Source organism: Streptomyces sp. NPDC007875, assembly GCF_042868035.1.
Taxonomy (GTDB): Bacteria; Actinomycetota; Actinomycetes; order Streptomycetales; family Streptomycetaceae; genus Streptomyces; species Streptomyces antimycoticus.
Genome location: NZ_JBIADZ010000015.1, coordinates 201,544 through 219,963, shown reverse-complemented (window position 1 = coordinate 219,963; position 18,420 = coordinate 201,544). Strand labels below are relative to the sequence as shown.

General features: G+C 69.6%; 14 protein-coding genes and 1 pseudogene. 12 read left to right on the top strand and 3 right to left on the bottom strand.

Features of this window, described 5'->3' with window-relative positions:
- The first annotated feature begins 73 nt into the window (after window positions 1-73).
- Window positions 74-514 (top strand): VOC family protein, encoded by a 441-nt coding sequence (locus tag ACFYOY_RS29010; RefSeq protein WP_351890819.1) that lies wholly within the window; start codon window positions 74-76, stop codon window positions 512-514.
- A 414-nt stretch (window positions 515-928) separates the two neighbouring features.
- Here the strand turns inward: ACFYOY_RS29010 and ACFYOY_RS29005 are convergent, their stop codons facing one another.
- Window positions 929-1,285, bottom strand: coding sequence for a hypothetical protein (locus ACFYOY_RS29005; protein WP_351890814.1), 357 nt, complete (start codon window positions 1,283-1,285; stop codon window positions 929-931).
- 491 nt (window positions 1,286-1,776) lie between these two features.
- On the opposite strand from ACFYOY_RS29005, the gene ACFYOY_RS29000 reads away from it, so the two are divergent.
- Window positions 1,777-2,559 carry an enoyl-CoA hydratase/isomerase family protein gene (locus tag ACFYOY_RS29000; protein ID WP_351890808.1) on the top strand — a complete coding sequence of 261 codons (783 nt, stop codon included), beginning with the start codon at window positions 1,777-1,779 and terminating at the stop codon, window positions 2,557-2,559.
- Between the two features lie 460 nt (window positions 2,560-3,019).
- Complete coding sequence (locus ACFYOY_RS28995; RefSeq protein WP_351890797.1) at window positions 3,020-3,850, top strand: aldo/keto reductase; 831 nt, start codon at window positions 3,020-3,022, stop codon at window positions 3,848-3,850.
- Between the two features lie 61 nt (window positions 3,851-3,911).
- On the opposite strand, the gene ACFYOY_RS28990 is transcribed toward ACFYOY_RS28995, so the two are convergent.
- Together ACFYOY_RS28990 and ACFYOY_RS28985 are read right to left on the bottom strand one after the other, a co-directional pair.
- Window positions 3,912-5,525, bottom strand: coding sequence for a GMC family oxidoreductase N-terminal domain-containing protein (locus ACFYOY_RS28990; RefSeq protein ID WP_351890790.1), 1,614 nt, complete (start codon window positions 5,523-5,525; stop codon window positions 3,912-3,914).
- Window positions 5,526-5,571: 46 nt separating this feature from the next.
- On the bottom strand, window positions 5,572-7,077 hold the full coding sequence (locus ACFYOY_RS28985) for an aldehyde dehydrogenase family protein (RefSeq protein WP_351890783.1): 1,506 nt from the start codon (window positions 7,075-7,077) through the stop codon (window positions 5,572-5,574).
- Between the two features lie 288 nt (window positions 7,078-7,365).
- Between ACFYOY_RS28985 and ACFYOY_RS28980 the strand changes: the two genes are divergently transcribed.
- The 9 genes and pseudogenes from ACFYOY_RS28980 (at window position 7,366) to ACFYOY_RS28940 (ending at window position 18,393) form a co-directional block, all read left to right on the top strand.
- The gene (locus ACFYOY_RS28980; RefSeq protein ID WP_351890776.1) at window positions 7,366-8,367 is read left to right on the top strand and encodes a LacI family DNA-binding transcriptional regulator; all 1,002 of its coding nucleotides are present in this window, start codon (window positions 7,366-7,368) and stop codon (window positions 8,365-8,367) included.
- 88 nt (window positions 8,368-8,455) lie between these two features.
- Window positions 8,456-9,913 (top strand): annotated as a pseudogene (locus ACFYOY_RS28975) (SpoIIE family protein phosphatase); the annotation flags it as partial.
- Between the two features lie 264 nt (window positions 9,914-10,177).
- Window positions 10,178-10,936, top strand: a complete 759-nt coding sequence (locus tag ACFYOY_RS28970) for an SDR family NAD(P)-dependent oxidoreductase (RefSeq protein ID WP_351890770.1) — start codon at window positions 10,178-10,180, stop codon at window positions 10,934-10,936.
- On the top strand, window positions 10,933-12,480 hold the full coding sequence (locus tag ACFYOY_RS28965; protein WP_388590461.1) for an acyl CoA:acetate/3-ketoacid CoA transferase: 1,548 nt from the start codon (window positions 10,933-10,935) through the stop codon (window positions 12,478-12,480). The genes ACFYOY_RS28970 and ACFYOY_RS28965 overlap by 4 nt, the downstream gene beginning before the upstream one ends.
- Before the next feature lie 44 nt (window positions 12,481-12,524).
- Window positions 12,525-13,685, top strand: coding sequence for an acyl-CoA dehydrogenase family protein (locus ACFYOY_RS28960; protein ID WP_351890758.1), 1,161 nt, complete (start codon window positions 12,525-12,527; stop codon window positions 13,683-13,685).
- 59 nt (window positions 13,686-13,744) lie between these two features.
- Window positions 13,745-14,839, top strand: coding sequence for a sugar ABC transporter substrate-binding protein (locus ACFYOY_RS28955; RefSeq protein ID WP_351890755.1), 1,095 nt, complete (start codon window positions 13,745-13,747; stop codon window positions 14,837-14,839).
- Window positions 14,836-15,879 carry an ABC transporter permease gene (locus ACFYOY_RS28950; RefSeq protein ID WP_351890749.1) on the top strand — a complete coding sequence of 348 codons (1,044 nt, stop codon included), beginning with the start codon at window positions 14,836-14,838 and terminating at the stop codon, window positions 15,877-15,879. Before ACFYOY_RS28955 ends, ACFYOY_RS28950 begins: the two co-directional genes overlap by 4 nt.
- Window positions 15,876-17,393 (top strand): sugar ABC transporter ATP-binding protein, encoded by a 1,518-nt coding sequence (locus ACFYOY_RS28945; RefSeq protein WP_388590460.1) that lies wholly within the window; start codon window positions 15,876-15,878, stop codon window positions 17,391-17,393. Before ACFYOY_RS28950 ends, ACFYOY_RS28945 begins: the two co-directional genes overlap by 4 nt.
- Before the next feature lies 1 nt (window position 17,394).
- Complete coding sequence (locus tag ACFYOY_RS28940; protein WP_388590458.1) at window positions 17,395-18,393, top strand: ABC transporter permease; 999 nt, start codon at window positions 17,395-17,397, stop codon at window positions 18,391-18,393.
- Window positions 18,394-18,420 lie beyond the last annotated feature (27 nt).

Genomic DNA, 18,420 nt, shown 5'->3' with positions numbered 1-18,420 from the left:
AACGTGCCACCGGCTCCGTCCCAGGGACATCAGCGGCCACCACCGGCCGCAGGAGGAAGAAGGAGAAACCGGCATGGCGATTCAGCGGATGGACAACGTCGGCATCGTCGTCGAGGACTTGGATGCCGCCATCGCGTTCTTCGTGGAACTCGGTATGGAGCTGGAGGGCAGGGCGGAGGTCGAGGGCCTCGTCGCCGACCAGTGCACCGGACTCGACGGCGTCCGCTGTGACATCGCGATGGTCCGGACCCCGGACGGTCACAGCCGGCTCGAGCTGGCGAGGTACCGCAGCCCCGCGGTGATCAGCGTCGGGCCGCGCAACCGGCCGCACAACATTCTGGGCACGCACCGCGTCATGTTCGCCGTCGACGACATCGAGGACACCGTTGCCCGCCTGCGCCCTCACGGCGCCGAACTCGTCGGCGAGATCGCCCGGTTCGAGGACAGCTATCTGCTCTGCTACCTCCGGGGCCCGGAGGGCATCATCGTCGGACTGGCCGAGCAACTGCCCTGAGAAGGGGGAACCGGACCATGCAGCCGAACGGATCATCGAGGTTCGGAACCGCCCGATCGGCCAGGAGTTGCTGGCCCGTGACGTGACCCGCCTGGCCTGCGTCGCCAAGGACGGAACCCCGCGCAGCGTACCGATCGCCTTCACCTGGACCGGGTCGCACATCGTCATGTGTACGACATGTGTACGACGGAGAACGCGCCCAAACTCCCGTGGCGACCCTCGCGCACAGGCTCCTGGAACTGAGAGCTCGGATATCGCAGCGTTGAGGGCTCAGCGGGCAATGTTTGGTGGTCGAGGGTGCTTCTGAAGAGTTGAGGTTCCCCCTGGCCGGACCGGCTGTTCCCGGCGCGGCCGCTTGGCCTTCCAGGCGTCGGCGTCACAGGCCGAGCCGACCGTCTATGAAGGATTCCGGCATCAAGGGCGCAGCCACCGCTGAGCGGTGGCCAGCGTTACCTCGATGTCGTCGCTCCAGGAGCAGACCTCCAGCCACGAGAGGTAGCCGCCCTGTGCGAAGACCAGGACCTCGCCGGGGCACTCGCCGTCTTCCGTGAAGATCTGGGCCTCGGCCGCCACCCCAGTGCCCGGGCCGGATGGCGCCGGTTCCACCGCTTGTGCGTCGAGATCGAAGTACGCGGTGCCGCACCCACACGTGCAGCGTTCTCGTACGCGGATGTGCGGCACCTGCCGGCGAAGTGCGAGGTGGACTGGATCGTCCTCGCCGAGAACGGCCTCCAACACGAGGGCTACATCGGCGGGCAGTGTCTCGGTCACCTCGTCACCGTATCCCCTGCCCAGATGCGTTCACATGCGGCCCAGTGAGAATCCGTCAGCATGAACGAGAACCAGTGAGGATCCGCCAGCTCCCAGGCGACAGGACATGCATGTCTCAGTGCCACGTCGGACCCGAGCGGGCAAGCCGGTCAAGCGTGGCGGCAGCCTGCTGGGCGACAGCGGTGAACCGCTGGAAGCGTGGTCGGCGGTCGAGCGGCTGGCCGGCGGGTGAGCCGGCCGGGGCCATGACCCTGTCGGAAGTGCCGCCCCCGGCCGCGTGGCCCCGCCGGGCGCACGGGCTGGCCTGAAACCGCTATCTCGACCGCAGGGGCCTTCGGGTGGTGAGCGTAACGGAGGATAAAGAGCCGTCTGACGCGCTTAAAAGGGAGAAGGTCGCTGGGCGTGAGGCTCCCTTGTGAGGCCCCTGGAATCCATGCTAGAAAACGGTTACAGCTATCGAGCCGCCCGCTGAGAGCCGCCTGGAGGATGCGATGGACTCCCGTACGCAGGGACCGGTCGTCCACATCACCTTCGGACGGCCGGAGAAGCTGCACGCGATGGATGCCATGGGCTGGACCGAGCTGGCCGATATGTTGCGTCGGGCGAGTGTCGATCCACTGGTGCGCGCGGTCGTGCTGCACGGCTCGGACCGTGCCTTCTGCGCCGGCAACGACATCGGTGAGTTTCTCCGGCTGTCCACCGTCCGGGAGGCCCGCGACTACTTCCTCGGCCTGGTGGTTCCCGCGATGGAGGCCATCGTGCACTGCGAAGTGCCGGTCGTCTCCGCGGTCCGCGCGGGTGCCATCGGCGGTGGCGCCGAGATCGTACTCGTCAGCGACCTCGCCGTAGCCGGGACGAGCGCCACCTTCCGGCTCCCCGAAGCCCGGATCGGCGTCTGGCCGACCGTCTTCGCCGCCGCGGCACCCTACACCCTGGCCCACAAGCCGGCCGGGCTGCTCGCTCTGACGACCGTGGAGGCCGACTCCGGGACCGCCCTGCGATGCGGCCTGGTCCACGAGGTCGTCGAGAACGATCTCGTGGACGATGCCGCGCACCGCCTCGCCCTCACGATCGCCGAGGGAAGCCGGGACGCCGTCCGCCGCACGAAGCGGTTCACATCGGCGCGATTGCGCACCGAGGGCATGGCCGCCGTGCGGGCCGCGCTGGCCGAGCTGTGCGATGAGACCCTCCTCGGCCCCGACGCGACCGAGGGCGTCCGTGCCTTCCGGGAGAAGCGCAGGCCCGGCTTCGCGGCCTCCGCCTCGGCCGACTGACCCCAGGAGCCCCTTGTGACTCATACCCTTCATCTCCCGGTATCCGGAGGAACCTCGCCCCATGTCGTCTGACCTCGATGATCCGCGGCTCATTGAGGGAGAGGCGCCTGCCCTCCGGTGATGTCCCCCATGACAGCCCCGGGACCGCAGGAGTCGCGCCCGGTCCCGGGGCGGGCACCGGTCCTGCCCCGCAGTGGTGCGGACGGCGGGACCGGTGCCATCCCCCTCCATGCCCTGAGCGGACTGCGCGTGCGGGACTCATCCGTCTGCTTCACCTTCGTGCCGGGCACCGGGGCGGTGGCGCGCAGCATCCTCGCGGCCCCGTTCGGCGGATGGACGGTATTCCGGCCGGTCCGGGCGCGACCGGGTTCGGTGCGGAATCTGCCCCGGCGGTGAATGGCCGACCCGCTCCCCGGCGGGACGATCGGCCCGAAGTGATCTCGACCCATCAGGAGTTCTCATGAACACCATTCCCTCACGTGTGCTGTCGGACGGCGCATCGATTCCCGCCGTCGGGTTCGGCACCTACCCCCTGTCCGGATCCGATGCGGAGTCGGCGGTGCGGGACGCGATCGCAGCCGGTTACCGCCTGATCGACACCGCCGCCAGCTACGGCAACGAGGCCGAGGTCGGCCGGGCCGTCGCCATGAGCGGTGTGCCGCGTGAGGAGGTGTTCCTCATGACCAAGTTGCGCGGCCGGGACCAGGGGTACGAGCGGACCCTCGCGGCCTTCGAGGAGTCGGCCGCGCGACTCGGTGTCGATTACGTCGACATCTACCTGATCCACTGGCCCCTGCCCCGCCTGGACGCGTATGCCGACTCGTGGCGTGCCATGATCAAGCTCCGCGAGGAGGGGCGGATCCGGTCGATCGGGGTCAGCAACTTCACGCCGGTCCATCTGGACCGGCTGAGCGAGGAGACCGGGGTGGTGCCCTCGGTCAATCAGATCGAACTGCACCCGAACTTCACCCAGCCGGGGCAGCGGGACGCCGACGCCGCACGCTCCATCGCCACCATGAGCTGGGGTCCGCTGGGGCGGGGGAGCGGTATTCTCGGCGACCCCGTCGTGACCGGGCTGGCCGGCGCCCACGGTGTGACACCGGCCCAAGTGGTCCTGCGCTGGCACTTCCAGCTGGGCGCGATCCCCATCGCCAAGTCGGCCACGCCCGAGCGTCAGCGCGCCAATCTGGACGTCTTCGGCTTCGACCTGACCGCGGATGAGGTGGCCGCGCTGAGCGGTCTGGAGCGCGGGCGGCTCGGCGGTGACCCGGACACCTACGAGGAGTTCTGACACCTCGTACAGCAATGCGATGGCGCCGGATCCTGGATCCGGCGCCACCACTCGTATCGGATCAGCGAGCGTCTTCGACGATCATGTCCGAGCCGTACTCGGCGATCATCACGGTCGGCGCCTGGGTGTTGGAGCTGACGATACGAGGCATGATCGAGGAGTCCACCACCCGCAGCCCTTGCAGCCCGTGCACCCGCAGTCGTGGTGAGACAACCGATTCGTCCGAGACCCCCATGGCACAGGTGCCGACGGGATGGTAAGCGGTCCTTCCGTGTCCGCGTACGAAAGCGATGTAGTCGTCCTTGGTGCGCACCGGACGGCCCCCGGCCAGGTGCTCGGCCTTGATGTGGGGCGCCATCGACGGCTGTCCCATGATCTCGCGGCTCTGCCGGACCCCCTCGACCGACATTTCGAGGTCGTAGTCGTCGGCCAGGTAGTTGGGGTCGATCGAGGGCGCCCGGCGCGGGTCGGGTCCCGCCACCCGCACCGTGCCACGGCTGCGCGGCCTGAGGAAGTAGGAGTTCAGGGTGCAGCCGTAGCCGGGGCGCACCGCGGCGATCCCCGCCTCGACCCCCGCGGCCGGGAGGAAGTGGAACTGCAGGTCCGGCGTCGGCTCCCGTTCGTTGCCGTAGGCGAAGCCACCCGCCTCCACGACGGTGGACGCCAGCGGCCCGCGGCGGAAGGCGGCGTACTGCACGGCGGCGGCCGCCGTGGCGGGCAGAGGCCGCTCGTAGCGGTCCATGCTCTGGTAGGAGGTCAGTTCGTAGACGATGTCGAGATCACAGTGGTCCTGGAGGTTTTTGCCCACGCCGGGCAGCGCGTGGACGACCTCGATGCCGGCCCGCTTCAGATCCGCCGGGTCGCCGATGCCCGACAACTGGAGGATCTTCGGGGAGCCGAACGCGCCCGCAGCCACGATCACCTCTCGACGGGCGGTGTAGCGCCGCGTCGTGCCGCCCTCGACGGTCTCGATCCCAGTGGCCCGGCCCTGGTCGGTGACCACGCGCCTGACCAGGACACCCGTCTTGACCACGAGGTTCTCCCGGCGGCGGGCGGGGCGGAGATAGCCCACCGCGGCACTGCACCGGCGGGAGTGGCGGGTGGTCGTCTGGTAGAGCCCGACCCCGTACTGCTCGGCGCCGTTGAAGTCGCTGTTGTAGGGCAGTCCGAACTCCTGACCGGCCCGGACGAACGCCTTGGACAACGGATGCGGATTGACCAGGTCCGACACTGAGAGAGGGCCTTCGGTACCGTGCAGGGGGCCGGACAGCCGCTCGTTGCGCTCGGACCGCACGAAGTACTTCTGCACCTCCTTGGCGGACCAGCCCTCGCATCCGTGGACCTGCGCCCAGTCGTCGTAGTCCTGGGCGACACCACGGGTGAACACCTGGGCGTTGATCGAGCCACCGCCGCCGATGACCTTGCCCTGGGCCAGGGGTATTTCACGTCCGTCACAGTGTTCCTGGGGTTCGCTGACGAACCCCCACTGGTAGGGACCGGCGGTGAGCTTGGCGAAGCCGGCCGGTACATGGATGAAGGGGTGCCGGTCCGGACGCCCCGCCTCGAGGAGCAGTACCCGTACGGACGCGTCCGCGCTGAGCCGGCCGGCCAGCACACACCCCGCCGTCCCCCCGCCCGCGATCACATAGTCGAACGAGCCATCCTGCTGTGCCACAACAACACTCCTGGTTTCGGTCTCCGGTGAGCGGCTGCCCGTGCCTCTACTGGGCGCCGCCACGGAAGAACGGTGTGCGCTTGCCCGACCGGATCTGGACGGTCTTCACCTCGGTGAACTCCTCGAAGCCGGCCTGCCCCATCTCGCGGCCATAGCCGCTGCTCTTGACACCACCGCCCGGCAACTGGGGCGCGCCGTCGATGGTGGTGTTCACCCAGACCGTGCCGCTGCGCAGCCGTCGGCCCAGCGCCAGCGCGGTGTCGATGTTCTTGCTCCACACCGAGTTGGCGAGCCCGTACTCGACGGCGTTGGCGAGTTCCACCGCCTCGTCCTCCGTGCGGAACCGGCTGATGGCCAGAACCGGCCCGAAGACCTCCTCGTTGAACAGGCGGGAGGCGGGCGACACCTGGTCGATGATCGTGGGGGCCATGAAGTACCCCGCGCCGAGGCCGTCCGCGGTGAGCCGGGTGCCTCCGGCCACCACCCGGGCCCCCTCGGCCCGGGCGCTGTCCACGTAGTCGAGGACCTTGTCCAGATGAGCGGCGTGGATCAGGGCCCCGATATCGGCGTCCTCGTCGAGCGGAGCTCCCACCCGCAGCGTGCCCACCCGGTCCACCAGTGCCTGGATGAACTGGTCGGCGACGTCCTGGTGAACCAGCAGGCGCGCCCCCGACACGCAGCACTCGCCCTGGTTGAACAGCACCGCGAAGAGCACGCCGTCGACGGCGTCCTCGAGATCGGCGTCGGGGAAGACCACGCTGGCCGCCTTGCCACCGAGCTCCAGCGAGAGCCTCTTGAGGTTGCCCGCGGACGCCTCGACGACGGAGCGTCCCACCGCGGTACTGCCGGTGAACGACAGCACGTCCACGTCCCTGGACTGTGCCAGATGGTGGCCCACGGTCGATCCGGGTCCGGTGACGACGTTGAACACACCGCGGGGAAGACCCGCCTCGGCCGCGAGCCTCGCGATCTCCAGCGTACTGCCCGAGGTCAGCTCGGACGGCTTGCACACGGTGGTGCACCCGGCCGCCAGGGCGAACGGCAGCTTCTGCATGAGCAGCAGCAGCGGAAAGTTCCAGGGAGTGATCATGGCGACCACTCCGCACGGTTCGCGGGTGACCAACCCGGTGAAGTCCTGCCCGAGATTGGTGTGCACCTGACCGTGGCTGGTCACCGCCAGGGCGGCCGCGTATTCGGTGAGCGCGATGCTGGTGGCGACGTCACCGCGGGCGAGCCGGATGGGCTTGCCCGACTCCTCGGCGTCGATGCGGGCGAGTGTCTCCTGATCGCGGCGCATGAGAGAGGCCAGGGCGCGCAGTACCGCGGCACGCTCCTGCCCCGAGCGGTTCGGCCAGTCGCCCTGGTCGAACGCGCGGCGCGCCGCGGCCACGGCCGCCTGCGCCTGGGCGAGGTCGCCATGGGTGAACCGGGCGACCACCTCCTTGGTGCCGGGGTTCTCGCGCGTGAGGAACTCCGCCGACGGCTGGACTTCCTCACCGTCGATGAAGATGCCGTAGCTGCGGACAGGGCGCCCGGTGACCGGTGCTGTCATAGGGCCCTCCTAGAGAGCGTTTACTCAGATCTTGGTGAGCTGGTCGTCACGCTAACAGCGGCGTAAACTGCTCACAAGAGAAACTGCATCGTCAATCCAGGAAACGTTTTCTCGCTGAGGTCGACAAGACTCACGCCATGTGACGGCCGATGTCCGGACGGCGTCGGCGCATCTCGCGGGCGCGAGCTGGGTCCGCCAGGACCGGGTGTGCCACGATCTTCAGGGAGGAGCCGGCCGGGTCGGCGGAGCGCGGCAGGCTCCCGGAGAGGGAGCGATGGGGAGGCGTAGGTGAAGGAGCGACGTCGCGTCACGATCAGGGACGTAGCGGATGCCGCAGGTGTGTCGGTCGCGACGGTGTCACGGGTCATGAGCGGCTCGCTCACGGTCAATCCGGAGATGGCGGAGCGGGTGCGCCGCGCCACGGACGAACTGGAATACCGGCCCAACGGTGCGGCACAGGGGCTCGCCTCGGGGATGCACCGCAGTGTGGGCGTGGTCCTGCCGGACCTGTCCAACCCCTATTTCCACGGCATCATCAAGGCGACCAACGTGGGTGCGGCCCGCGACCGCTACCGCATGCTCGTCACCGAGTGGCAGGATCCCGGTGAGGAACTGGGCGTCTGCCTCGACGTGCTCTCCCGGGTCGATGGCCTCGTGGTGCTCTCGGCCAGAATGGAGGCCGAGAGCCTGCGGGACCTGGCGGCCCGCAGGGTCCCCACGGTGCTGGTCAACCGCGTCGAACTCGGAGTCGACCTCCCCATGGTCGCGGTGGACAACTTCTCCCCGATGCTCGAGCTGTGTCAGCACCTGGCCTCTTTGGGCCATCGCCGCGTGGTCTATCTGGCCGGTTCGCCGAGCGCATGGCAGAACCGTGAGCGATGGAAGGCGGTGCAGCAGGCACGTATTCTGGGGCTCGACCCGGTCATGGTCGCCTCGGACGGCACTATCGAGGCCGGCTACGAGGCGACCGACGAGGCGCTCAGCCATGACCCGACGGCGCTGATCGCCTTCAATGACCTGGCCGCGCTCGGGGCCATCGCCCGGCTGCGTGAGCTGGGTCTGAGAACACCCGAGGACATCTCGGTGACCGGCTTCGACGATGTGGCCCTGGCCCGGTACGCCGATCCAGCCCTGACGACCATCGTCAGCCCCAAGGCGGCCCTGGGCGAGCAGGCATGGGTGATGCTCGAGGCCAGTCTGCGCGGTGAGCGGCTGGAGCAGCCGCCGTTGCTGTCGGCGACCTTCGTACAGCGTGCTTCCACCGGTCCGGCCAAGGGATCCCGCGCGTGAGTGAGGGCCCTCCGGTGTCCGGAATTCATCAAGCCCCACGAAAACCTCCATGAGGGCCTCAAGGAGGAAGAAGGCGAGGTGAGCGGAGGAGCCCATGGTCGCCGTCGGCACCATGGCCACCTACCCGGAGTTCACCCCGGCCGCCGAAAGCCTGGCCGCGGGCCGGGGAATCATCTACGAGGTGACGGACGCGGCCTTCGACCGCTGGGCGGCCTTCGACCCGCCCAGGGCCGAGCGGGCACGTTTCTACGGGACGCATTCGGTGATGGCGGTGCCGATGCGGGCCCGCGGCGTCACCCTCGGCGTCGTGGTGATCACCCGCCATCGGCGTCCGGAGCCCTTCGGCCCGGACGATCTGCTGCTCGCCGAGGAGATCATCGCCCGGGCGGCCGTCTGTGTGGACAACGCGCGTCGCTACACCCGCGAGCGCGGGACCGCCATCGCTCTCCAGCGCAGCCTGCTGCCCCGGCGGCTGCCGCGCCAGTCGGCGGTCGAGGTCGCCTCCCGCTACCTGCCGGCCGGGGAACTGACCGGCGTGGGTGGCGACTGGTTCGATGTGATCCCGCTCTCGGGTGCCCGCGTGGCACTGGTCGTCGGGGATGTGGTGGGCCACGGCATCCACGCCTCGGCCAGCATGGGCCGGCTGCGGACGGCGGTGCGGACGCTGGCCGACATCGACCTGCCGCCCGATGAGCTGCTCACCCATCTCGACGACCTGGTCACTCGAGTCTCCGACGAATCGGAGGCTGCCGGGGGCACCGATGACGACGGAGGCACCGGCGCCACCTGCCTCTACGCGGTCTACGACCCGATCTCGCGCCGGTGCTGCCTCGCTCGCGCCGGCCATCCGCCACCGGCCGTGGTGGCCGCGGACGGCACCGTCGACTTCATCGATCTTCCCGTCGCCCCGCCCCTCGGACTGGGAGAGCTGCCGTACGAGTCCACCGAGGTGGAACTGCCCGAGGGCAGCCTCCTGGCCCTCTACACCAACGGCCTGCTCGGCGCCCGGAGCCGTGACGTCGACAAGGGGCTCGACGCCCTGCGGGACGCGCTCACCCGGCCCGCCGAACCACTGGAAGACCTTTGCGACACCGTATTGCGGGACCTGGTTTCCGATCGCCCCGCCGATGACGTCGCCCTGCTCATCGCCCGGCCCCGGGCCCTGGACGCCGACCAGGTCGCGTCCTGGGACCTGCCCCCGGACCCCTCGGTCGTCGCCCCGGTGCGCAGGAAGGTCTCGGCCCAGCTCGCCGCCTGGGGCCTGGACGACGCGGTCTTCACCACCGAGCTGGTGGTCAGCGAGCTGGTCACCAATGCCATCCGGCACGCTCGGACCCCCCTCCGGCTGAGGGTGATCCACGACCGCAACCTCATCTGCGAAGTGTCCGACGGCACCATCACCGCCCCCCATCTGCGCCGTGCCCGCGCCTTCGACGAGGGCGGACGCGGCTTGCTCTTGGTCGCCCAGCTCGCCCAGCGCTGGGGGACCCGTTACACCCGCAACGGCAAGACCATCTGGGCAGAGCAATTCCTTCCCGCCGGCTGAGCGCTGCCCCCTCGCGCCTCGGCTCCTCCAGGAAAAGTCTCGCGTTCGGGGTTGACGCGGTTTTCCGGATGGGACTAGAAAACGGTTACAGGCAAATGAACCACCGCTTGGTCGACGCCGTACGGCGACACCGAGTGGGAGTGTGCTGGGGCTTCATCGGATAAGCCCAGGTAGGGCGATGTGGTCGGTCACCTCGGACGTTTCCGTCCGGATGGTTGACGAGCGAGGGGAAGCGCGTCGAGAAAGCGTTTCCTAGGAGGCGGAATGAGTCTGGAAGACAAGGTGTGCGTGGTCACCGGCGGTACCTCGGGGATCGGCCTGGCCACGGTGCGCCTGTTCGCCGGTGAGGGCGCCCGGCAGATCGTGCTGGCCAAGGACGAGCGGGAATGCGACGCCCTCGCTCAGGAGGCCGAGGGCCACGGCTGGCCCATGACCGTCGTGGTCGGTGACGTGGCCAGTCCCGCCGCATGGGATGAGGTGCTCGCACAGCTGGACCGGCTCGGTGGTGTGGATGTCCTGGTCAACAACGCGGGCTACGGCATCCGGGGAACGGTCCTGGACACCGATCCGGCGGACTGGGAGGCCCTGTTCGCCACCAACGTGACCGGTGTCTTCCTCGGCTGCCGGGCGGTCCTGCCACGGATGGTCGCCCAGCGCTCCGGGGCGGTGGTCAATGTCGCCTCGGTGGCCGGGCAGATCGGCATGGCGCGGCGGGCGGCGTACTGCGCCTCCAAATCCGCGGTACTCGGGCTCACCAGGGCCATGGCAGTGGATCACGCGGCCGCGGGCGTGCGCGTCAACGCGGTGGCACCCGGCACCACCGACTCCCCGTACTTCGCGAAGATCGAGGCCGATGTGGCGGACCCCGCGGCCTACCGGGCCTACCTGGAAGGGCGCCAGCTGCTCAACCGGCTCGCCGAACCGAGCGAGATCGCCACGGCCATCGCCTTCCTGGCCGGCGACGCCTCCTCCTTCGCCACCGGATCGGTCGTCACCGTCGACGGAGGGATGAGCGTCGCATGACCGGCACACACGCGGGTCCCGCCATGATGAGCGCCGCCGAGGCCGCGGCCACCGTCCCCGATGGCGCCACGCTCGCCATGACCGGCTCGGGCGGGGGCATCCTGGAGGCCGACGATGTGCTCGCCGCCATCGAGCAGCGGTTCCTCACGACCGGCCACCCCCGGAACCTGACCGTCATCCACGGACTCGGCATCGGGGACGGGCAGAAGACGGGCCTGAACCGGCTGGCCCACGAGGGCCTGGTCCGCCGGGTCATCGGCGGCCACTGGTCCTGGTCCCCGGGCATGCAGGCCCTCGCGGCCTCGGGCGCCATCGAGGCGTACTCGCTGCCCGCCGGGATCATAGCGGCCCTGCTGCGCGAGAGCGGCGCCCGTCGGCCCGGGGTGTTCTCGCAGGTGGGCCTCGGCACCTTCGTCGACCCACGACGGCAGGGCGGACGTCTCAACGACGTCTCGCGCGACGATCTGGTCACGCTTGCCGAGATCGACGGAGTGGAGTACCTGCACTACCGCCCCGTGCACGTCGACATCGGCCTGGTGCGCGGCAGTTCCATGGACGATCTCGGCAACGTCAGCTGTGCCGAGGAGGCCGCTTCCCTGGACAGCCAGGCGGTGGCCGCGGCGGCCCGTGGCTGCGGGGGCCGGATCATCGCGCAGGTCAAGCGCCGGGTCGCGGTCGGTGCCCAGGACCCTCGTATGGTGAGTGTCCCCGGGCCGCTGATCGACATCGGTGTCCTCAGCCCCGGCCAGTGGCAGACCTACGCGGGGGAGTTCGACGCGGCCTTCAGCCAGGCCGCCCCCGCCGACCGGGTACGGCCCGCACCCCGGACCGCCGCTCCGGGACCGCGGGATGTCGTCGCCCGCCGGGCCGCGCTGGAGGTGCCGTCCGGGTGCGTGCTCAATGTGGGCTTCGGCATGAGCGCCGGTGTCGTCGACATCCTCGCCGAACAGAACCGGCTGGACGATGTGCACCTGGTCATCGAACAGGGCGCAGTCGGCGGGGTGCCGGAGACCGGCGAGCTGTTCGGCCTCAGCCGGTACCCGGCCGCGCTGGTCTCCTCGCTCTCGCAGTTCGACTTCTTCGCCACCGGGATGCTCGATGTCGCGGTCCTGGGCATGGCCGAGGCCGACCGGTACGGAAACGTCAATGTCAGCAAGGTGGGCCCATCGGTCGTCGGGCCGGGCGGATTCATCGACATCGCCCACGCCGCGAGCACCGTGGTGTTCTGCGGCACCTTCACCGCGCGGGGGCTGCGCGCGGAGGTGACGCCGGGTGCACTGCTCATCGCCGCCGAGGGGCGGGTGCGCAAGTTCGTCCACGAGGTCTCGCACGTCACCTTCGACGCCGCCACCGCGCGGCGCCGGGGACAGCGCGCCCTCTACGTCACCGAGCGAGCCGTCTTCGAGTTGCGCGACGAAGGCCCCGTACTGATCGAGATCGCACCGGGCATCGACCTGAACCGCGATGTCCTCGACCACATGGACTTCGAGCCCGTGCTCGATCCGTCGCCGCGCCGGATGCCACCCGAAGTCTTCACAGCCTGAGCCACGAGCGAGACCGGCCCCCCCACTCCCTGGAGGACCCCCTCATGTCACCGCGTCAGACCGCCGACACCGCCCCGGAGCGCGACGCTCTCATCGCCATGGTGCGGGACTTTGCGGCGAAGGAGATCACCCCCATCGTCGAGGAACTCGACAGCACCGAGCGCTTCCCCGAGGAGATCTACGCCCGGATGGGCGAACTGGGCCTGATGGGCATCACCGTCCCCGAGCGCGACGGCGGGGCCGGTGGCCTGGTGGCCGACTACATCGCGGTGATGGAGGAACTGTCCTACGGCTACGCCAGCGTCGCCGACCAGTGCGGCCTGGTGGAACTGGTCGGTTCGCTGCTGACCGGCTACGGCACCCAGGAACAGAAGGACCGCTATCTCCCCGCCATCATCAGCGGCCGGACGCGCTGCGCCTACGCGCTGACCGAGCCCGGCGCCGGATCCGACCTCGGAAGCCTGGCCACCCGCGCCCGCCGCGACGGCGCCGACTGGGTTCTGAACGGCGAGAAGATCTACATCCACAACGCACCGGTGGCCGACGTGGCGTTGGTCCTGGCGGTCACCGACCCCGACAAGGGCAAGCGCGGCGGCATGTCGATGTTCCTGGTCGACGTGGACACCCCCGGTGTCGAACGCGGCTACCGCGAGAAGAAGATGGGCCAGAAGGCGTCCCCGGTCGGCGGCTTCGTCTTCACCGACGTCCGGCTCCCCCCGACCGCGCTGCTCGGGGAGGAGGGCAGCGGCTTCGGCGCCGTGCTCTCCGTACTGGAGAAGGGCCGGCTGGGGATCGGCGCGCTGGCCAATGGCATCTCCCGGGCCGCACTCGACACCGCGCGCGAACACGCCGTCAACCGCCACCAGTTCGGCCGCCCGCTGTCCGAGTTCCAGTCCGTGGCGTTTCAGCTCGCCGATATGGCGGTGGACCACCGGGCGGCGGGGCTGCTCCTGGAACACGCGGCCGGACTGCTGGACACCGGCCGTCCGGCGGGCCCCGCCTGCTCGATGGCCAAGTTGTTCGCCTCCGAGGCGAGCGTCCGCAACACCTCCCGGGCCGTTCAGATCCTCGGCGGCGGCGGATACATCCGCGGTGTGCCGGCCGAGCGCCTCTACCGGGACGCCCGCATCACCACGATCTACGAAGGCACCAGCGAGGTGCAACGCCTCATCATCAGCCGCGATCTCGTGCGCCGCCGCGGGTAGCGGGACGCCGCCACGGCCCCTGACGCGCCCGGCGGCTCGTACCAACAGGAGGACGTACCATGCACCATCCCCGATCCGCCGTGATCAGCGGATCCCTGACCGCTCTGCTCGCCATGTCCCTCAGCGCCTGTGGCGCGGTGGACAGCGGATCGGCAGCGGGCGATTCCGGCCGGTGCAAACCGTCGGACGTCACCCTCGTCCAGTCCGGACGGGGACTGGAGAACGAGTACTACGTAGCCGTCAACGCCGGGGCCCGTGCCTTTGCGAAGTCGCACCATCTGCACCGGTACCAGTGGATCGCCAGCAACGGCGACTCATCGAAACAGCTCAGCCAGATCCAGTCGATCCTGGCCAAGGGCGGCAAGTGCGTCGTACTGAACGTCGACCCCAATGAGTCCTCGGTGTTGCCGGCGATCGTCAAGGCGGTCGACAAGTCCGGGGCGTGGCTGGTCACGCAGTGGAACCGGCCCGACGGCCTGGCCCCGGAGAGCGAGTCCCCGCACTGGGTCGCCCATATGTCGGTCGACGGTGTTCCCCAGGGATACGAGACGGCGAAGGCCCTGTTCAGGTCGATGGGAGGAAAAGGCTCGATCGTGGCCCTCCAGGGGATCCTCGACAACGCGCCCGCCCAGGAGCGTTTCCAGGGGCTGAAGAAGGCGCTGAAGGAGTACCCCGGCATCAAGCTGCTCGACGACCAGACCGCGGGATGGGACCGCACCAAGGCACAGAACGTCACCCAGACCTATCTGACGAAGTACGGCCACAAGATCGGCGGGGTCTGGGCCGCCAGCGACTCCATGGGCCTGGGCGCGCTGGGGGCGGTCAAGAACGCGGGCCGGAAGGGGAAGGTCAAGATCGCGTCGATCGACGGTCTGGCCGAAGCGGTGCACGACGTACGGGACCCGTCCACCGGCTACGTCGCCACGACCCCCTCCACCGGAGCGGCCCAGGGCGGCCTCGGGATGTCGATCGGTTACGCGGCCGCCACCGGCAGGATCAACCCCGCCAAGGAACCGCAGGGCCACCGGTCGTTCTATCTCAAGCCGCTGCCCATCATCACCCGGGCCAACGCGTCCTCGGTTCCGTCCCCCACGGACTCCACGAAGCTCGACTTCAAGCATCTGTGGTCACAGAACGGCAGGCCGATCAAGTGAAGCTGACCCTCGCACCCGCCGACCACCACGACCCCCGGGCCCCCGGCCGAACCGCCGGCAAGCCGTCGCGACCGGGGCGGGCCGTGCTCGGCTCGAACACCTTCCCCACGCCGGCCCTGAGCGTGCTCGCGCTCATCGCCGCCGTCATGAGCTTCGTCAATCCCTCGTTCCTCTCCCCGGGAAACCTGGGCGCGGTGGCCGAGCAGAGCGCCGTCCCCGCGGTGCTGGCGGTCGGTCTGACCTTCGTCATCCTCATGGGAGGCATCGACCTCTCGCTCGAGGGCACGATGGCGGCGGCATCCTTGACCACCGCCCTTCTGGTCGCCAACGACCGCAATACGATGGACCTCGGCCCATGGTCCATCGCCGCCGGATGCGCGGTCGGAGCGGCGATCGGGCTGGTCGCCGGCGCCACCGTGGGACTGCTGCGCGTCCCGTCCTTCATCGTCACCATCGGCACCTGGCAGATCGGCCTGGGCATAGCCCAACTACTGTTCGGAGACACTCCGCCCCGGGTGACCGACGAGTCCTTCCGCGCGCTCGCGGAGCACAAGACGGTCGGTCTCCCCGGCATCGTGTGGATCGCCCTGCTGGTCGTGGCCGTCGGGTGGACGCTGCAGCGCTATACGCGCTTCGGCCGCTACGCCTACGTCATCGGCGGCAGCGAGGAGACCGCGCTGCTCTCCGGAATCCCGGTACGCGCCTACCGGGCGGCCGCCTTCGTCCTCGCGGGTGCCACCGCGGGACTGGCCTCGGCGATGGCCACCGCCCGGTCCGGTGTCGGCGACGTCGGCATCGGGACCGGTCTGCTGTTCACCACCATCGCCGGTGTGGTCATCGGCGGGACCCTGCTGACCGGTGGCCGTGGCGGAGTACTGCACTCACTTGTCGGGGTGGTCGTGATGGTGGCCATCGCCAATGCCATGGTCCTGGCCGGTGTCAGCTCGTACATCCAGCAAACCGTCCAGGGAGCCGTCGTGGTGACCGCGGCGAGCCTCACCCTGTGGCGCGCCCGGCAACGTCTGAGGGTGATCAAGTGAGTGACACACCGGTCATGGAACTGCGCGGGGCGACGAAGTCGTTTCCCGGTGTCCGTGCCCTGAGCGACGTCCATGTGGAGATCCGACAGCACGAGGTGCTGGGCCTGATCGGGGAGAACGGCGCGGGCAAGTCGACGCTGCTGAAGGTCCTGTGCGGTCTTCAGCGACTCGACTCGGGCTCCCTGCTGCTGCGCGGCTCGGAGGCCGCCCTCCAGGGAGTGGCCGACGCGAACCGGAAAGGTGTCGCGATGGTGTTCCAGGAGCAGTCCCTGCTGGAGAACATCACGGTCGCCGAGAACGTCCTGCTCGGCAACGAGGGATCGTCGGTGCGGTTCGGGCTCTACCGGTGGTCGGATCTGAACCGGCGGGCCCAGCGCTATCTGGACCTGGTGGGCGGCTCCCTGCGCGCCGCCACCCCCACCAGCCGCCTGTCCTTCGCCAAGCGGCAGATGGTCGAGGTGGCCAAGGCGCTCGCCTCGGGCGAGCGAGGCGACCATGAACCGGTCATCCTCCTCGATGAGCCGACCTCGGTCCTGGAGCACTCCGAGATAGAGACCCTCTTCTCCATCGTCCGTGAGCTGCGCGAGCGCGCCAGCGTCGTCTTCGTGTCCCACCGCATGGAGGAGGTGCTGGCGATCTGCGACCGGGTCTACGTCATGCGGGACGGCGGCGTGGTCGGCGAGTGCCGCCCGGCCGATGTCACCACCGACCAGCTCTTCTCGATGATGGTCGGGCAGGATCTCAGCGCCGGCTACTACCACGAGTCGGACCAGCGGCCCGCACAGTCCCGGCCGCGGCTCGAGCTGAGCAACCTCACCGGCACGACCTTCCGCGACGTCTCCCTCACCATCGCGCGCGGCGAGGTGGTGAGCCTGATGGGCGTCCAGGAGAGTGGCCGGGAGGACGTGGCCCGCGCCATCTTCGGGGCCGTCCCGACGAAGTCGGGCACGATCACGCTCGACGGACGGCGCATCAGGCCCAGGTCTCCGGCGCACGCGGTGCGGGCGGGCATCGGCTATGTGCCCTCCGAGCGCAAGGTGGATGGCGCGGTGCTCGGCATGGACGTCCGCGAGAACCTCACGCTCGCCCATCCCGGGCAGGTGAGCCGGGGCCCGCTCCTGGACCCGGCCCGCGAGCGGCGCACGGTCCAGGAGTGGATCGGGGACCTGCGGGTGCGCACCCCCTCCCAGCACACCCCGCTGCGCGATCTGTCGGGTGGCAACCAGCAGAAGGTCGTGCTCGCCAAGTGGCTCCTCGACCCCGATCTGCGGGTGCTGGTCCTCGACACCCCCACCCGAGGGCTCGACGTCGGCGCCAAGGCGGATGTGTACGCGCTGATCCGGCGGCTCGCCGCGCGCGGCCTCGCCGTCCTGCTGCTCGCGGACACCCTCGACGAGGGGATAGCGATGAGCCACCGGGTTCTGACGATGAAGGACGGCCGCATCACGGACGAGTTCACCTCCGGTGTGGGCTCCCGTCCGCAGCGCACCGATGTCCTCGAAAGGATGGTCTGAGATGGCCACCACCTCACAGGCGCCGCCGGAGGCACGGACCCCCGACACGGCGGGGAGCTCGCGGCTCAAGCGGCTCCACGAAGCCGGTGCCGCCCCCTTCTTCGTCCTCGCGGTGCTGGTCATCGCCGTCGGCGCGTACGACTCCTCGTTCTTCCAGGCTCCGAGCCTGATCTCGCTGCTGGAACAGGCCGTGCCGCTGACCCTGCTCGCGATCGGCGAGGCCCTGGTGGTGCTCACCGGACGTATCGATCTGTCGAACGCCGGACTCGCGAGCCTCGCCGGTGTCGTCCTTGCCCACGGACTGGGCAGCTGGGGCCCTGCTGCGGTGGCCGTCGTCGTGGTCGGCGCGGCGCTGTGCGGCACGCTCATCGGCGTCATCCACATCACCACCCAGGTGCCCTCCTTCATCATCACCCTCGGCTTCCTGGGCATCTTCGCCGGTCTTTCGCTGACCACCTCACGGGCCGACTCGATCCTCGCCACGGACGGCTACGGCTCCATCGAGTGGATCTTCTACCGGATCTTCGGCCTGCCCATCTCCTACCTCCTGGTGCTGCTGGTCGCCCTCGCGCTGATGGCCTGGATGAAGGCGCTGCCGATCGGCCGCCGCATCCGCGCCATCGGGCTCAACGAGCGGGCCGCGGCCCACAGCGGCATCCGTACCCGCGGCATTGTCATCGCGGTCTTCACCGCCTCCGCCGCCCTGGCGGGGCTGGCCGCGGTCTTCCAGGTGGCCCGGCTGCAATCCGCCGGTGCCACCACCTCCGACGCACTGCTGCTCCCCGCCATCGCGGCGGTCATCGTGGGCGGCACGGCCATCTCCGGGGGGATCGGCGGGGTGGGGCGCACCCTGTGCGGCGCGCTGGTCATCGCGCTGCTCCGGGTCGGCCTGGACCTCGTCGGCATCAACGCGGCGTTCCAGCCCATCCTCTACGGCGGGATCGTGATCATGGCGATCGCGGCGACCGCGAACCGACGACGGGGAGCCTCGGTCGCATGACCGCTCATCGACGCGTGGCCGGACCCC

What these genes read in the sequence shown, in the direction of transcription:
- ACFYOY_RS28940 (WP_388590458.1), top strand. Translation starts at nt 17,395, where the DNA reads ATGGCCACCACCTCACAGGCGCCGCCGGAGGCACGGACCCCCGACACG.
- ACFYOY_RS29000 (WP_351890808.1), top strand. Translation starts at nt 1,777, where the DNA reads ATGGACTCCCGTACGCAGGGACCGGTCGTCCACATCACCTTCGGACGG.
- ACFYOY_RS28985 (WP_351890783.1), bottom strand. Translation starts at nt 7,077, where the DNA reads ATGACAGCACCGGTCACCGGGCGCCCTGTCCGCAGCTACGGCATCTTC.
- ACFYOY_RS28970 (WP_351890770.1), top strand. Translation starts at nt 10,178, where the DNA reads ATGAGTCTGGAAGACAAGGTGTGCGTGGTCACCGGCGGTACCTCGGGG.
- ACFYOY_RS29010 (WP_351890819.1), top strand. Translation starts at nt 74, where the DNA reads ATGGCGATTCAGCGGATGGACAACGTCGGCATCGTCGTCGAGGACTTG.
- ACFYOY_RS28955 (WP_351890755.1), top strand. Translation starts at nt 13,745, where the DNA reads ATGCACCATCCCCGATCCGCCGTGATCAGCGGATCCCTGACCGCTCTG.
- ACFYOY_RS28965 (WP_388590461.1), top strand. Translation starts at nt 10,933, where the DNA reads ATGACCGGCACACACGCGGGTCCCGCCATGATGAGCGCCGCCGAGGCC.
- ACFYOY_RS28995 (WP_351890797.1), top strand. Translation starts at nt 3,020, where the DNA reads ATGAACACCATTCCCTCACGTGTGCTGTCGGACGGCGCATCGATTCCC.
- ACFYOY_RS28960 (WP_351890758.1), top strand. Translation starts at nt 12,525, where the DNA reads ATGTCACCGCGTCAGACCGCCGACACCGCCCCGGAGCGCGACGCTCTC.